The 14,217-nt window shown below is 70.3% G+C and carries 14 protein-coding genes; 7 read left to right on the top strand and 7 right to left on the bottom strand.

Translation table 11 applies throughout. The features are described 5' to 3' along the window. The first annotated feature begins 179 nt into the window (after positions 1–179). Both GNT64_RS00620 and GNT64_RS00615 read left to right on the top strand, forming a co-directional pair. Positions 180–1,139 (top strand): CsgG/HfaB family protein, encoded by a 960-nt coding sequence (locus GNT64_RS00620; RefSeq protein WP_231639161.1) that lies wholly within the window; start codon positions 180–182, stop codon positions 1,137–1,139. 211 nt (positions 1,140–1,350) lie between these two features. Beyond that, complete coding sequence (locus tag GNT64_RS00615; RefSeq protein ID WP_156677773.1) at positions 1,351–2,661, top strand: FAD-dependent oxidoreductase; 1,311 nt, start codon at positions 1,351–1,353, stop codon at positions 2,659–2,661. A 65-nt stretch (positions 2,662–2,726) separates the two neighbouring features. Here the strand turns inward: GNT64_RS00615 and GNT64_RS00610 are convergent, their stop codons facing one another. The 5 genes from GNT64_RS00610 to rpmF all read right to left on the bottom strand — a co-directional run bounded on the left by GNT64_RS00610 (position 2,727) and on the right by rpmF (position 5,720). Further along, a complete protein-coding gene (locus GNT64_RS00610; protein WP_197277208.1) occupies positions 2,727–3,083 on the bottom strand; it encodes a MerR family transcriptional regulator in 357 nt (118 codons plus the stop codon). A gap of 7 nt (positions 3,084–3,090) precedes the next feature. Then, on the bottom strand, positions 3,091–3,405 hold the full coding sequence (locus GNT64_RS00605) for an integration host factor subunit alpha (RefSeq protein ID WP_156677771.1): 315 nt from the start codon (positions 3,403–3,405) through the stop codon (positions 3,091–3,093). A gap of 71 nt (positions 3,406–3,476) precedes the next feature. Further along, positions 3,477–4,466 carry a beta-ketoacyl-ACP synthase III gene (locus GNT64_RS00600; protein ID WP_156677770.1) on the bottom strand — a complete coding sequence of 330 codons (990 nt, stop codon included), beginning with the start codon at positions 4,464–4,466 and terminating at the stop codon, positions 3,477–3,479. Further along, positions 4,463–5,512 carry a phosphate acyltransferase PlsX gene (plsX, locus tag GNT64_RS00595; RefSeq protein ID WP_156681339.1) on the bottom strand — a complete coding sequence of 350 codons (1,050 nt, stop codon included), beginning with the start codon at positions 5,510–5,512 and terminating at the stop codon, positions 4,463–4,465. The genes GNT64_RS00600 and plsX overlap by 4 nt, the downstream gene beginning before the upstream one ends. 28 nt (positions 5,513–5,540) lie before the next feature. Further along, complete coding sequence (rpmF, locus tag GNT64_RS00590; RefSeq protein ID WP_156677769.1) at positions 5,541–5,720, bottom strand: 50S ribosomal protein L32; 180 nt, start codon at positions 5,718–5,720, stop codon at positions 5,541–5,543. 192 nt (positions 5,721–5,912) lie between these two features. On the opposite strand from rpmF, the gene GNT64_RS00585 reads away from it, so the two are divergent. After that, positions 5,913–6,335 carry an MAPEG family protein gene (locus tag GNT64_RS00585; protein ID WP_156677768.1) on the top strand — a complete coding sequence of 141 codons (423 nt, stop codon included), beginning with the start codon at positions 5,913–5,915 and terminating at the stop codon, positions 6,333–6,335. A 67-nt stretch (positions 6,336–6,402) separates the two neighbouring features. Here GNT64_RS00585 and GNT64_RS00580 read toward each other — a convergent pair whose 3' ends face one another. Next, complete coding sequence (locus GNT64_RS00580) at positions 6,403–7,080, bottom strand: MBL fold metallo-hydrolase (protein WP_156677767.1); 678 nt, start codon at positions 7,078–7,080, stop codon at positions 6,403–6,405. A gap of 80 nt (positions 7,081–7,160) precedes the next feature. On the opposite strand from GNT64_RS00580, the gene pabB reads away from it, so the two are divergent. From pabB to msrA, 3 genes are all read left to right on the top strand, one after another. After that, positions 7,161–8,963 (top strand): aminodeoxychorismate synthase component I, encoded by a 1,803-nt coding sequence (pabB, locus tag GNT64_RS00575; RefSeq protein WP_156677766.1) that lies wholly within the window; start codon positions 7,161–7,163, stop codon positions 8,961–8,963. Positions 8,964–9,018: 55 nt separating this feature from the next. Beyond that, positions 9,019–10,221 (top strand): pyridoxal phosphate-dependent aminotransferase, encoded by a 1,203-nt coding sequence (locus GNT64_RS00570; protein WP_156677765.1) that lies wholly within the window; start codon positions 9,019–9,021, stop codon positions 10,219–10,221. A gap of 80 nt (positions 10,222–10,301) precedes the next feature. Then, positions 10,302–11,009 carry a peptide-methionine (S)-S-oxide reductase MsrA gene (gene msrA / locus GNT64_RS00565; protein ID WP_156677764.1) on the top strand — a complete coding sequence of 236 codons (708 nt, stop codon included), beginning with the start codon at positions 10,302–10,304 and terminating at the stop codon, positions 11,007–11,009. 40 nt (positions 11,010–11,049) lie between these two features. Here the strand turns inward: msrA and GNT64_RS00560 are convergent, their stop codons facing one another. After that, positions 11,050–11,403, bottom strand: a complete 354-nt coding sequence (locus GNT64_RS00560) for a UrcA family protein (RefSeq protein WP_197277207.1) — start codon at positions 11,401–11,403, stop codon at positions 11,050–11,052. A 259-nt stretch (positions 11,404–11,662) separates the two neighbouring features. On the opposite strand from GNT64_RS00560, the gene GNT64_RS00555 reads away from it, so the two are divergent. Further along, positions 11,663–14,137, top strand: a complete 2,475-nt coding sequence (locus GNT64_RS00555) for a TonB-dependent receptor (protein WP_156677762.1) — start codon at positions 11,663–11,665, stop codon at positions 14,135–14,137. The last annotated feature ends 80 nt before the right edge of the window (positions 14,138–14,217 follow it).

Genomic DNA, 14,217 nt, shown 5'->3' with positions numbered 1-14,217 from the left:
CCGCATGCCGGCCCGCGCGCCGGCGGGTCGCACCCGCCCCGTCGTTCGACTTGCGCCTGACATGGTTTTGGCGAAGGATCGGCGGGGTGTGACAAAGGTCATAGCCGCGGAACGGGCGCCGCGGCTAGCGGGGGCAAGACGAGGCGCGCCACGCGCCGCCGAAACGGGGAGATCGGATCATGCGTTTGACTATACTCATGCTTGCGGCCGCGGCGGCCGCATCCGGCATCATCGCGCCGGCCGTCGCCGCGCCGAAGCTGGCGAAGGCTTCCAGCGGCCAGCAGCTGCAGGAGCAGACGGCCAACGATGTGCCGAAGTGCACGCGCAAGCTCGGCACCCTCTCGATCGCCGATGGCGACGATCCCAGCGGCTGGACGCAGTTCAGCCTCGCGCCGCCCTCCAAGCTGCTGAAGGTGCTGGTCGCCCGCTCCGGCTGCTTCAACCTCGTCGATCGCGGCACCGGCCTCAACGCCGCCCAGCGCGAGCGGGACATCGGCGGCAATCTCGGCCTCCAGCGCCGCTCCAACGTGGGCCAGGGCCAGATCAAGGCGGCGGACTATGTGCTCGTGGCGGAGGTGCAGGGCGCCAACAGCAACGTCAGCGGCTCGGCGGTGGGCGCCGGCATCGGCGGCCTGGTGGGCGGCCGCTTCGGCGGCCTGCTCGGCGGCATCAAGTCGAAGAAGCTGGAGGCGAACACCGTTCTCTCGCTCACCAACGTGCGCACCACCGAGACGATCGCCACCGAGGACGGCTATGCCGCCAAGAACAATATCGGCTTCGGCGCGGGCGGCTTCCTCGCGGTCGGCGGCGCGGTGGGCGGCGGCTACGACAATACCGACATCGGCCGCATCGTGACGCTCAGCTTCATCCAGGCCTATTCCAAGATGGTGACGAGCCTGGGCCTGATCCAGCCCGGCGCCGCCGGCACCGCCGAAGCCGCGCCCGCCAAGACGTTCACCGCGCAGGCGCCGGTGGCGCTGCGCAGGACGGCGGCGGCCGGCGGCGCGCTGATCCGCACCATCCCGGCCGGCACGATCGTCTACCCGACCGGCAACAAGAACGGCCTGTGGTGGGAAGTGGCCGACGAGAACGACAATGTCGGCTGGGTGCTGAACACCAAGCTCGCCCCCTCACAGTAAGCCGCAATCCCTCCCCGGCACGGGGAGGGGCCGGCCGCAGGCTGGTGGAAGGGCATCGCGGCGCCACGCATCGTCGAGAGCTGCCCTGCCCCTCCACCAGCGCTTCGCGGCGGTCCCCTCCCCGTTCCGCGGAGGATCCGGGTGCCCGGCCCTTGGCGCACCCCGCCCGCCCCGCTACCATTCCCGCCACAACGATAAGAGGACGTGGCGGATGCGGCATGTGGCGGTCATCGGATCGGGGCCGGCGGGTTATTACACCGCCGAGGCGCTCGACCGGAAGTTCGGCGGGCCCGACGCCGGCGGCGTCCGCGTCGACATCATCGATCGCCTGCCCGTGCCGTTCGGGCTGATCCGCTCCGGCGTGGCGCCCGATCACCAGTCGATCAAGGCCGTCTCGCGGCGCTACGAGGCGGTGGCGCTCGGCGAGACGGTGCGCTTCGCCGGCAACGTCTCGGTCGGCACCAACGTGACGGTCGCCGAACTGCTCGACCTCTACGACGCCGTCGTGCTGGCGACGGGCGCGCCGCTGGACAAGCCGCTCGGCATAGCCGGGGACGATCTGCCGGGCGTGATCGGCTCGGCGGCGTTCGTCGGCTGGTATAACGGCCACCCCGATCACGCCCGGCTCGATCCGCCGCTCGACGCGGCCGCCGCCTGCGTGATCGGCAACGGCAACGTCGCGCTGGACGTCGCCCGCATCCTCGCCAAGACGCGGGAGGAGTTCGCCGGATCGGACATCGTCGGCCACGCGCTGGAGGCGCTGGCGGAGAGCCGGATCGCGCGCGTCACCCTGGTCGGCCGGCGCGGGCCGCACCAGATCGCGATGACGCCCAAGGAGCTCGGCGAACTCGGCCACCTCGCCCGCGCCGCGCCGCGCGTCGATCCGGCCGACCTGCCGCCGGCGGCGGCCGATGCCGCGCTGGAGCCGGGCACGCGCAAGTCGGTCGGCCACCTGCGCGCCTTCGCCGCCGCTTCGGCGGACAGGCCGGTGACGATCGACTTCGACTTCTTCGCCCGCCCGGTCGAGATCGAGGGCGCGGACCGGGTGGAGCGGCTGATCGTGGAGCGGACCCGCCCGCTGGCCGACGGCGGGGCGGAGGGCACGGGCGAGACCTATGCCATCCCGTGCGGCCTCGTCGTCAGCTGCATCGGCTACCGCACCCCGCCGATCCCCGGCATCCCCTATGACGAGAGGCTCGGCCGCTTCGCCAATACCGATGGGCGGGTGATGCCGGGCCTGTACGCCGTCGGCTGGGCGCGGCGCGGGCCGACCGGCACGATCGGCACCAACCGGCCGGACGGCTATATGATCGCCGACCTGATCGCCGAAGACCTCAGCGGGGCGAGCGGCAAGCCGGGCGGCGCCGGGCTGGACGCGCTGCTGGCGGAACGCGGCGTGGAGACCGTCACCTTCCGCGACTGGCAGAGGATCGAGGCGGCCGAGGCCGCCCGAGCCCGCGACGGCGCGCCGCGCGAGAAGTTCGTCCACGTCGCCGAGATGCTGGCCGCCCGCCACGACTGATCCGGCGAACGTCCTGCCCGTCGCTCCGGCGAGGGCGGAGCATGAGCGGGATCGGACGCCGGCGCTCAGTCCCTCGCCGGGGTCCCGTCGGTCGCCAGAGCATCGGCCATGGCGTCGCGGATCGCGCGCAGCTCGGCCAGCAGCTCCGGACGTGGGGCGGGCGGCGGCGGCGCGGGCTCCGGTGCGTCGCGCGCGAGCAGCGCCTGCACGCCCTTGATCGTATAGCCCTGGCGGTTCAGCAGCGTGTCGATCCGCCGCACCAGATCGATGTCCGCCGGGCGATAGTAGCGGCGGTTGCCGGCGCGCTGGAGCGGACGGAGCTGCGGAAAGCGCGTCTCCCAGTAGCGCAGGATATGTTGCGCGACGCCGGTCTCGCTCGCGACCTCGCTGATCGTGCGGAAGGCGGTGTCGGCTTTCGTCAAGATCGGCTCAGGCGGCGCCGTCGCCGCCGCCCCTGACGATCCGGTCCCGCATCATCTGGCTGGGCCGGAAGGTCAGCACCCGGCGCGGCGCGATCGGCACCTCGATGCCGGTCTTGGGATTGCGGCCCACGCGCTCGCCCTTGTCGCGCAGCACGAAACTGCCGAAGCCGGAGATCTTCACATTCTCGCCGTTCGAGAGAGCGCGGCACATGTGATCGAGCACGCGCTCGACCATCTTGGCCGATTCGCCGCGCGAGAGGCCGACCTGGTCATGGACCGCCTCGGCCAGGTCCGCGCGGGTGAGGGTCTCCGTCTCGCTCATCAGCCGTTGCTTTCCGTATCCGTGTCCAGCCAGGGTTCGGCCGCCGATCCAAGCCCAAAATGCGCCGGCGATCAATAGCGGGCGATGGCCGCGCCCCAGGTGAAGCCACCGCCCATCGCCTCGAACACGATCAGGTCGCCGCGCCGGATGCGTCCGTCGCTCACCGCCGCGTCGAAGGCCAGCGGCACGGACGCGGCGGAGGTGTTCGCATGGCGATCGACCGTCACCACCACCCGTTCCGGCGCCAGGCCCAGCTTGCGGGCGGTCGCGTCCAGGATGCGGCGGTTGGCCTGATGCGGCACCACCCAGTCGATCGCGCCCGTCTCCACGCCGGCGGCGGTGCTCACCTCGCGCAGCACGGCAGCCAGGTTCGTCACCGCGTGGCGGAAAACCTCCTGCCCCTTCATCCTGAGCTTGCCCACGGTGCCGGTGGTGGAAGGGCCGCCGTCGACGTAGAGCAGCTCGTTGTGCCGGCCGTCGGCGTGCAGCCTAACGGCCAATATCCCTTGCGTATCGCTGCCCTCGGCCACGTCCGCCGCCGTCAGCACCACGGCGCCGGCGCCGTCGCCGAACAGCACGCAGGTGGTGCGGTCCTCCCAGTCTAGGATGCGGCTGAACGTCTCGGCGCCGATCACGATGGCGGTGCGGGCGCCGCCGCTGCGGATCATGCTCTCCGCCACCGACAGCGCGTAGAGGAAGCCGGAGCAGACCGCCTGCACGTCGAAGGCGACGCAATCGTCGATGCCGAGCGCCGCCTGCACCTTGGTGGCGGTGGCGGGAAAGGTCTGGTCCGGAGTCGCGGTGGCGAGCACGATCAGGTCGATCGCGTCCGGCGCGATGCCAGCCGCCGCCAGCGCCCGGCGCGCCGCCTCGGTGGCCAGGGTCGCCGTCGTCTCGCCGTCGCCGGCGATGTAGCGGGTGCGAATGCCGGTGCGCTCGACGATCCACTCGTCCGTCGTGTCGACCGTCTCGGCCAGCTCCGCGTTCGTCACGCAGCGCGCGGGCAGCGCCGATCCGGTGCCGGCGATCACCGCGCGGCGAACGGTCGCGGCGCCGCTCATGCCGCCACGCCCGCCGTCGCGGCGTGGGCGCGCACGGTGTCGAGATCCTCGGCGATGCGGCGGCTGAGATCGTTGGCGACCAGGCGGGCGGCGACGCCGATCGCGTGCGCCACGCCCTGCGCGCTGGCACCGCCGTGGCTCTTCACGACGATGCCGGTCAGGCCCAGGAAGACGGCGCCATTATGGTTGTTCGGATCGAGATGGACGCGCAGCAGGTGCATCGCCGGCTTGGAGATGAGGAAGCCGGCCTTCGATCGCAGCGAGCTGGTGAAGGCGCGGCGCAGCAGGTCCGTCACGAAGCGGGCGGTGCCCTCCATCGTCTTCAGCGCGATGTTGCCGGAAAAGCCGTCCGTCACGATCACGTCCGCCTCGCCGCGACCCAGCCGATCCGCCTCGATGAAGCCGTCGAACTTGATCGGCAGATAGTCGGCGGCACGCAACTGGGCGGCGGCGTCCTTCAGCTGATCGGTGCCCTTCAGCTCCTCGGTGCCGATGTTCAGCAGCCGCACGCGCGGCGCATCGATGCCCATCGCGGCCCGCGCATAGGCGGCGCCCATCACGGCGAACTGCACCAGGTTGCGCGCGTCGCACTCGGTATTCGCGCCCAAATCGAGCATGACGAGATCGTTGTCGCCGAGGCTCGGCAGCATCGCCGCCAGCGCCGGCCGGTCGATGCCCGGCATCGTCCGCAGCGCCAGCTTGGCCATCGCCATCAGCGCGCCGGTATTGCCGGCGGAGACGGCGGCCTGCGCCTCGCCCGCCTTCACCGCGGCAATGGCGAGGCCCATCGATGTGGTGCGGGCGCGACGGATCGCCTGGCTCGGCTTGTCCTCGCCGGAGATCACGTCGGGCGCGTGGGCGATCTCGGCCGCGTCGGCCAGGCCGGGGTGGCGGGCCACCTCGGCGCGGATCGCCGCCTCGTCGCCATACAGGCGGAAGCGCAGCGCGGGGTCGCGAGCGAGGGCCAGCGCCGCCCCCTCAACCATCACGGCCGGGCCGGAGTCTCCGCCCATCGCGTCGATGGCGATTCGCGGCACGTCCGTCACCCGCCCTGCCCCCGATCCGATCAACCGATCAGGCTTCGACCGAAACGATCTCGCGCCCGTTATAGTGGCCGCAACCGGTGCACAGATTGTGCGGCCGCTTCAGCTCGCCGCAGTTCGGGCACTCCTGAAACGCCTCGACCGTCAGCGAATCGTGGCTGCGGCGCATGTTGCGCTTGGAGGGCGAGGTCTTTCTTTTGGGGACGGCCATGTCGGCACCTGTTCCATTCAGTCGGAAAACGAGGGAACGAGCTTCGCCACTCGGGTTTCGACGGCCATTACTGGCCGCGGACCCCAAGCGGCCGGGCTCGTCGCGAGCGACAGGCCCTATAGCGATTTCGCTTCATGTTGCAAGCATCGCGGCATCGTGCGACGGCTCGGCCGCCCATCGGAGACCGCCTGCATGATCCTGCCGATCACCCTCACCATCGCCGCCGCCGCCACGCTGATCAACCTGTGGCTGGCCGGGCGCACCGGCCGGGTGCGGCTGGCGGCCAAGGTTTCGGTCGGCGATGGCGGCCATCCGCAGCTGCTGGCGCGGATGCGGGCGCAGGCGAACTTCGTCGAATATACGCCCTTCTTCCTGATCCTGCTGGGCCTGATCGAGCTGGCGCACGGCAGCGCGACATGGCTGTGGCTGGTCGCCATCGCCTATATCCTGGCGCGTATCGCCCACGCCTTCGGCATGGACAGAGCGGCGCCCAACCCGTTCAGGATGATCGGCATCCTCGCCACCTTCGCGATCCTGCTCGGCCTGTCGCTCTACGCGATCGCGATCCCGTATCTGGTGCCGGCGGCGCCCGTCACCACGATCATCGGCGGCTGATCGCCAGCCCGCTTCGGCCGCTCGCGGGCCGGCGGCGGCCACCCCGGCGTGTTCACTTCACCGCTGGTCAGCCGGCCAGCGCCCGATCGCCGACGAAGGGATTGCTGCGCCGCTCGTGCGCGAAGCTGGACATCGGGCCGTGGCCCGGCACGAAGGCCGTCTCGCCGCCCAGCGGCCACAGCCGCGTGGTGATCGCCGCGATCAGATCGTCATGGTTGCCGCGCGGAAAATCGGTGCGGCCGATCGATCCCTGGAACAGCACGTCGCCCACCAGCGCCAGCTTCGATTGCGGGTGGTGGAACACCACGTGGCCCGGCGTGTGGCCGGGGCAGTGCAGCACGTCGAACACCAGTTCGCCCACCGTCACCGTATCGCCGTGGGCCAGCCAGCGGTCCGGCTCGAACGGGCGGCCAGGGATGCCGTATTTCGCGCCGTCGTCGCCCAGCCGCTCGATCCAGAAGCGATCCTCCTCGTGCGGCCCTTCGATCGGCACGCCGAGCTCGGCGGCGAGGATGCCGGTGCCGCCGCAATGATCGATATGGCCGTGGGTGACGAGCAGCTTCTCGATCGTCACGCCATGTTTCGCCGCCGCCGCCTTCAACATCGGCAGATCGCCGCCGGCATCGACGAAGGCGCCCTTCATCGTGCGCGTGCACCAGAGCAGCGTGCAATTCTGCTGGAACGCCGTGACCGGCACGATCACGGCACGAAGCGGCGGATTGGCGGTGGCGGCGGGCTGGTTCATGGCCCCTCCATGCCGATCCCGCCCACAAACACAAGCGGCCCGGCTTTACGAACGCGCCGGGCGCGGGCAACGCTCGCGCGATGATATCGGCCGGTCGCCCCTTCGTGCTGCTGGACGACGCCCGCGCCGAGGGGGCGGCGCCCGCCCGCCTGTTCACCGATCCGGCCGAGATCGTCGTCGCCACCACCGCGGCGGAGATACGCCCGGCGCTGGAACGGGTGCGCGGCGCGGCGGCGCGCGGCCTGCACGCCGCCGGCTGGATCGGCTACGAGGCCGGCCTGGCGCTGGAGCCGCGCCTCGCCGCCTTGCCCGCGCCGGCGGCGTCGGGCGGCCTGCCGCTCCTCTGGTTCGGCCTGTTCGCGCAGTGCCGGACGCCCGTCTCCGTGCCGGCGCTGCTGCCCGATCCGGCCGGCGCCTGGGCCGGGCCGCCGCGACCGCGTATCGATCGCGCGGCCTATGATGCCGCCTTCGGCCGCGTCGCCCGGTGGATCGCCGCCGGGGACATCTACCAGGCGAACCTCAGCCTGCGGGCCGACGTGCCGTTCGCCGGCGATCCGCTGGCGCTCTACGCGCGGCTGCGCGCCGCCTCGGGCGCGGGCTGGGGCGGCATCGTCTCCAGCGGGGACCATCTGCTGCTGTCCTGCTCGCCCGAGCTGTTCTTCGCGCTGGCGGCGGGCCGGCTGGAGGCGCGGCCGATGAAGGGCACCGTGCCCCGCGACGCCGATCCGGCCCGTGACGCCGCCGCCGCCGCCGCGCTGGCCGGCGATGCCAAGCAGCGGGCCGAGAATCTGATGATCGTCGATCTGCTGCGCAACGATCTCGCCCGCGTGGCGGCACCCGGCAGCGTCGCTGTGCCGGCGCTTTTCACGGTCGAGAGCTATCCCACGCTCCACACCCTCACCTCCACCGTCACCGCCGAACTGGCGACGGGGCGGGATGCGGTGGACGTGCTGGCGGCGATCTTCCCGTGCGGCTCCGTCACCGGCGCGCCCAAGATCCGCGCGATGGAGGTGATCGCCGCGGTGGAGCCGGACGGGCGCGGCATCTACACCGGCGCGATCGGCGCGATCGCTCCGTCGGGCGATGCCGCGTTCAACGTCGCCATCCGCACCCTGGCGATCGGCGCGGCGGATGCCGCCCGCGGCCACGGCCACGCCACGATCGGCCTCGGCTCCGCCGTCGTCGCGGATTCGACGGCGGAGGCGGAGTGGCGCGAATGTCTCGCCAAGGGCGCCTTCGTCACCGCCGGCGCGCGCGCCTTCGACCTGATCGAGACGATGCGCTTCGATCCGGTGGAAGGCGTGATCGATCTCGAACGCCATCTCGCGCGGATGAAGGCGTCGGCCGAGGCGCTGGGCTTCGCCTTCGATCGCCACGGCGCGCGCAACGAGCTGCAGGCCGCCACCTTCCACCTACGCCGGCCCGCCCGCATCCGCCTGCTGCTCGGCCGCAGCGGCGCCATCGCGATCGAGACGGGAGCGCTGCCCGCTACGCCGGACGGGCCGGCGCAGGTCGCCATCGTGCCGCTGCCCGTCTCCGCGCTCGACGTCCGCCTGCGCCACAAGACCAGCGACCGCGCCTTCTACGACGCGGCACGTCGCGCGGCCGGCCGCTTCGAGGTGGTGTTCGCCGATGGCGACGGTTTTCTCACCGAGGGCAGCTTCACCAGCCTGTTCGTCGATCGGGGCGGGCGCCTGCTCACCCCGCCGCTGTCGCGCGGGCTGCTGCCGGGCGTGCTGCGCGCGCGGCTGCTGGCGGACGGGCGCGCCGACGAGGCGGACCTGCGCGCGGACGATCTGGCGCACGGCTTCCTGATCGGCAACGCGCTGCGCGGGCTGATGCCGGCCATTTGCGTTGCCCCGGCGGACACGGCCGGTCTATAGCGCCGCCGCCTGCACCCAGCGCCATCTACTGCCGGAAAGCATCCAGGGGATTGCCATGACCTTCACCTCCGCCGCCCTCGGCCGCATCAAGCCGTCCGCCACCCTCGCCATGACCAGCCGCGTGCTGGAGCTGAAGGCGCAGGGCATCGACGTGATCGGCCTCGGCGCCGGCGAGCCCGATTTCGACACGCCCGATTTCGTGAAGGAGGCGGCTGTCGCGGCGATCGCCGCTGGCAAGACCAAATATACCAATGTCGACGGCACGGCCGAGCTGAAGGCGGCGATCTCCGCCAAGTTCAAGCGGGACAACGGGCTGGACTACACGCCCGCGCAGATCAGCGTGAACGTCGGCGGCAAGCACACCCTGTTCAACGCGCTGGTCGCCACCGTCGATCCGGGCGACGAGGTGATCATCCCCGCGCCCTACTGGGTCAGCTACCCCGATATCGTGAACTTCGCCGGCGGCACGCCGGTGGTGATCGCGGCGGGTGCGGCGCAGAACTACAAGATCACGGCCGCGCAGCTCGATGCCGCGATCACGCCGCGCACGCGCTGGCTGATCCTGAACTCGCCCTCCAACCCCACCGGCGCGGCCTATTCCCAGGCGGAGCTGGAGGCGCTGGCGGAGGTGCTGCGCCGCCACCCGCACGTGTGGGTGATGGCCGACGACATGTACGAGCATATCGTCTACGACGATTTCCGCTTCACCACGATCGCCCAGGTCGCGCCCGACCTCTACGAGCGGACGTTGACGGTGAACGGCTGCTCCAAGGCCTATTCGATGACGGGCTGGCGGATCGGGTTCGCCGGCGGGCCGCTGTGGCTGATCAAGGCCATGGCCAAGCTCCAGTCGCAGTCCACGTCCAATCCCTGCTCGATCGCGCAGGCCGCTGCCACCGCCGCGCTGAACGGCGACCAGTCCTTCCTCAAGGATCGCGCCGCCGCCTTCCAGGTGCGCCGCGATCTCGTCGTCGATCGGCTGAACGCGATCCCGGGTATCACCTGCCCCCGCCCCGAGGGCGCCTTCTACGTCTATCCGGACGTGAGCGGCCTGATCGGCAAGGCGACGCCCGCCGGCCTGGTGATCGCCAACGACGAGATGCTGATCGGCTACCTGCTGGACGAGGGCCGCGTGGCGGCCGTGCACGGCGGCGCCTTTGGCCTGGAGCCGGCGTTCCGCGTCAGCTACGCCACGTCGGAGGCGATCCTGACGCAAGCGTGCGATCGCATCGCCACGGCGGTGGCGGCGCTGCGGTAAGCGGGGCCGGGCGGCCGGCCTTGCAACCGCCGCCCCCGTTCCCACGTATCTGGCCTGCACCCATCCGAAGGCCACGATCCATGACGACCGCCCGCACCCGCCTCCTCGCCGCCGCCGGCGCCGCCCTGCTCGCCGGGGGCATGCTGACCCAGGTCTCCTCCGTGTCGGCGGCCGCGCCGATCGTGCGCATACCCGCGCCGGCGCTCGACACGCCGTCCACCGCCCCAAGCGAGACGGCGGTGTTCGCCGGCGGCTGCTTCTGGGGCGTGCAGGGCGTCTATCAGCGCGTGAAGGGCGTCACCTCCGCCGTGTCCGGCTATACCGGCGGCAGCCGGGCGGATGCGGCCTATGAGACGGTCGGCTCCGGCACCACCGGCCACGCCGAATCGGTGCGGATCACCTATGATCCGCGCGTCGTGAGCTACGGCAAGCTCCTCCAGATCTACTTCTCGGTGGTGGCCGATCCCACTCAGCGGAACGCGCAGGGGCCGGACAGCGGCACGCAATATCGCTCCGCCATCTTCCCGACGAGCGATGCGCAGCGCCGCATCGCCACCGCCTATATCGGCCAGCTCGGCAAGTCCGGGGCGTGGAACCGCCCGATCGTAACGAAGGTGGAGCGGGCGCAGGGCTTCTACCCGGCCGAAGCCTACCACCAGGATTATCTGACGCTGCACCCCGATGCCGCCTACATCCGGATCAACGATCTGCCCAAGGTCGCCGCGCTGAAGGAGGCGTTCCCCACTCTCTACCGCGCCCAGCCGGTGCTGGTCCGCGCGAAGGGCTGACGGCCGCCCGGATCGCCCGGCGCGGCCGCCACCCGCTACTTTATTTCAGCGTCGCCGAGGTGGCGACGGCGCCCATCGGCGCGGCCCTGGCCGCGAGCCGCTGGTCGATATGCGCGCGCGTCTCGGCGATCACCTCGCGCCGGCACTCGGCCGCGCGCTGGGCAAGCGTCGTGTGGACGCGATCGAGGCCGCGCCCGCACACCTCGGCGGCCGCGTTCGCCAGCCGCACGTCGAGCCGCGCCTGATCGGCCGGGCGCGCGAGATCGAGATCCGCGTAGCCGACCTCCACCCTCTCCTTCGCGAAGACGCCGTCCTTGGCGAATATGTTCTGGGTCGCCGCGCCCGCGGGCACGGCGAGGATGGCAGTGGCGAGCACCGCGATCAGCCTGGTCATCATCTTCTCCTGCGTGTCTTTTCTGTCGTTCCCGCCCCGCCATCTGCGGGCGGGTGCGCGATCCTTCTACGCCGGCGCGGCGGCGGACACAAACAGCCTACGTCAAACGACCCATTGGCCGTCGCGCCCGCGTATCTAGGGTCATGACGATAAGGGGCGGACCGACACCGGCAAAAGCCACGCGACGGATGGGCACCGCCCGCCGCCCGCCCCGAGGAGGGAGGGTGCCCCGAGAGCGACAGGGACAAAGGGGCGACACATGGGCCAGCACGGCAACCGAACCAAGATCTTCCTCCTCTCCGCGACGATGCTCGCCGGCGCGACGCCGGCGCTGGCGCAGGAACAGGTGGCGCAGACGGACAGCAGCGTCGGCACCGTCGCGGCGGACGAGGGCAACGAGATCGTCGTGACGGCCACGCGCCGCGCCGTCTCGCTCCAGGATACGCCGATCAACATCACCGCCGTCGGCGCCGAGCAGATCCAGACGCAGCGGCTGGACGACATCCGCAAGCTCGCCGATTTCACGCCGGGCGTGACGGCGATCGATACCGGCCCGCGCTCCACCGGCAGCATCGTGCTGCGCGGCATCGGTGCCGGCGACACCAGCACCACCGGCGCGAACCAGAACAACGCGCTCGCCATCTATCTCGGCGAGGTGCCGCTCTACGCCGACTTCAAGCTGATCGACATCGATCGGGTGGAGGCGCTGCTCGGGCCGCAGGGCACGCTCTACGGCCTCGGCACGCTTTCCGGCGCGCTCCGCTACCTCCCCAAGCGGCCGAACACCGATCCGTCCTCGTTCGGCGGCGAGGTGCATGCGCGAGGCTACGGCAAGTCGCACAGCGGCAAGGCCGGCTATCAGGGCGACGTCGCGCTCAACATCCCGATCGTGGCGGACAAGATCGCCTTCCGTACCGTGATCGGCTATTATTACGATCCGGGCTTCATCGACTACAACCTGCTTCTTCAGACGCCGGGCACGTCGCTGGCGCAGCCGGGCGGCGCCTTCTCCGCCACCAGCGCCAACTTCAACACCGCCGCGCCGCTCGGCACGCAGGCGCAGCGGGACGCGAACCTCACGAGCAAGAAGGACGTGAACTTCGAGAAGACGTTCACCACCCGCAACCAGCTGCTGCTGCAAGCCACCGACGATCTGAAGATGACCTTCACCTATGCCTTCCAGCAGACCAAGACGGACGGCCGCCAGGCGAACGGCGCCGGCGTGCTCGGCACCGGAAGATATGAGGGGCCGTGGCGCTACCTTGAGCCTTCGAACCGCAAGAGCCACCTCGCGGCGCTGGAGGTGGAGGCCAATTTGTTCGACTTCGCGCAACTCGTCAGCGCCACCGCCTATACCAAGCAGAAGATCAAGACCAACTTCGACAACACCGATCTCCTGCTCGATCTCGATTATGATTACGAGCTGTTCCCGGCCTTCTCCTCCTACTCGCCGGTCAATACCGAATATGAGCAGATCAACCAGGAGGTCCGCCTCGTCTCCACGTTCAGCGGGCCGTTCAGCTTCGTAGTCGGCGGATTCTACAACGAGCTCCAGTACGATAACTTCCGAGCGGAGTATACGCCGGGCTACGCGGCCTTCACGCGCAGTCCCCGCATCGACGATCTCGAATATATCTCCTTCATCGATCAGAAGACGACCGAGAAGGCGGTGTTCGGCGAGGCCAGCTTCAAGATCACCGACGCCTGGCAGGTGACGGGCGGCATCCGCTTCTTCGAGTTCAAGGCGGATTCACAGGGCGGCAGCGACACGCCGTTTACCGGCGGCGGGCGGCGGCGCACGCCCTATCCGCTGATCCAGTTCGACCCCGGCCGCATCCGCAGCGGTGTCAAGAACGGCACCGGCCATGTCTACAAGCTCAACACGTCCTACAAGTTCGGCGAGAACCTGCTCGTCTACGGCACCTACAGCACCGGCTATCGCGTCGGCGGCGTCAACCGCGTCGTGCCTTGCCCGCCGCCGCCGCTGCCGGCTCAGCAGAATGTCTGCGCGCTCCCGAACGAACTCACCTTCGAGCCGGACCGGACGAAGAATGCCGAGATCGGCGTGCGCGGTTCCTTCTTCGATCGCCGGCTGACCTTCAACGTCAACGGCTTCCACATCAAGTGGACGGACGTGCAGGTGCCGAGCCAGACGCTGAACGGCGCGGTCGGCATCACCATAAACGGCGCCAAGGCGGTGTCGAAGGGGATCGAGTTCAGCGGCACGCTGCGGCCGATCGAGAATCTCGTCATCCAGGGCACCTACGCCTATACCGACGCGCACCTCACGCAGAACGCCGTCGGCCTCGTCACCCGGCAGGTGCCGGGGCAAGCCGCGACCCGCTTCGACGCGTTCGACGGCGATCGCCTGCCGGGATCGACCAAGAATTCCGGCACGGTCGGCGCCACCTACACCTACCCGCTGGCGAACGACGCCCAGATCATCGGCAACTGGACGGCGGTCTATCGCGGCGGCATCTACTCCAGCGTCGGCCTGCGCGGCGGCGGCGAGCGCATCCCGAGCTTCGTCACGCATCGCGCAACGCTCACCTACCAGACCGAAAAATATGATTTCAGTCTGTTCGCCAACAACATCTTCGACAAATATGCCGTCACCGCCATCGGCAACAGCCAGATCGAGGTCGGCGTGAACGATGGCGTGGCGCTGCGCTACTATAACAAGTCGGTGCTCACGCCGCGCGTGTTCGGCGCGGAGGCGCGCTTCCGCTTCTAGTAGGGTAAAGCGCGGCCGGCGGGAGCGCCGCGCTCATCACCCGTTCAGGTGCGGTGGCCCAAGCGGCAGGCTTCCCTTCG

The sequence above is a fragment of the Sphingomonas profundi genome (assembly GCF_009739515.1).
GTDB lineage: Bacteria > Pseudomonadota > Alphaproteobacteria > Sphingomonadales > Sphingomonadaceae > Alterirhizorhabdus > Alterirhizorhabdus profundi.
The sequence above is the reverse complement of the archived record's forward strand: the minus strand, read 5'-3'. Positions and strand labels throughout refer to the sequence as shown.

Bases quoted from the DNA above. Each gene is read 5' to 3' on its own strand.
- GNT64_RS00620 (WP_231639161.1), top strand. From the start codon at position 180: ATGCGTTTGACTATACTCATGCTTGCGGCCGCGGCGGCCGCATCCGGC.
- GNT64_RS00615 (WP_156677773.1), top strand. From the start codon at position 1,351: ATGCGGCATGTGGCGGTCATCGGATCGGGGCCGGCGGGTTATTACACC.
- GNT64_RS00605 (WP_156677771.1), bottom strand. From the start codon at position 3,405: ATGAGCGAGACGGAGACCCTCACCCGCGCGGACCTGGCCGAGGCGGTC.
- GNT64_RS00600 (WP_156677770.1), bottom strand. From the start codon at position 4,466: ATGAGCGGCGCCGCGACCGTTCGCCGCGCGGTGATCGCCGGCACCGGA.
- rpmF (WP_156677769.1), bottom strand. From the start codon at position 5,720: ATGGCCGTCCCCAAAAGAAAGACCTCGCCCTCCAAGCGCAACATGCGC.
- GNT64_RS00585 (WP_156677768.1), top strand. From the start codon at position 5,913: ATGATCCTGCCGATCACCCTCACCATCGCCGCCGCCGCCACGCTGATC.
- GNT64_RS00580 (WP_156677767.1), bottom strand. From the start codon at position 7,080: ATGAACCAGCCCGCCGCCACCGCCAATCCGCCGCTTCGTGCCGTGATC.
- pabB (WP_156677766.1), top strand. From the start codon at position 7,161: ATGATATCGGCCGGTCGCCCCTTCGTGCTGCTGGACGACGCCCGCGCC.
- GNT64_RS00570 (WP_156677765.1), top strand. From the start codon at position 9,019: ATGACCTTCACCTCCGCCGCCCTCGGCCGCATCAAGCCGTCCGCCACC.
- msrA (WP_156677764.1), top strand. From the start codon at position 10,302: ATGACGACCGCCCGCACCCGCCTCCTCGCCGCCGCCGGCGCCGCCCTG.
- GNT64_RS00560 (WP_197277207.1), bottom strand. From the start codon at position 11,403: ATGACCAGGCTGATCGCGGTGCTCGCCACTGCCATCCTCGCCGTGCCC.
- GNT64_RS00555 (WP_156677762.1), top strand. From the start codon at position 11,663: ATGGGCCAGCACGGCAACCGAACCAAGATCTTCCTCCTCTCCGCGACG.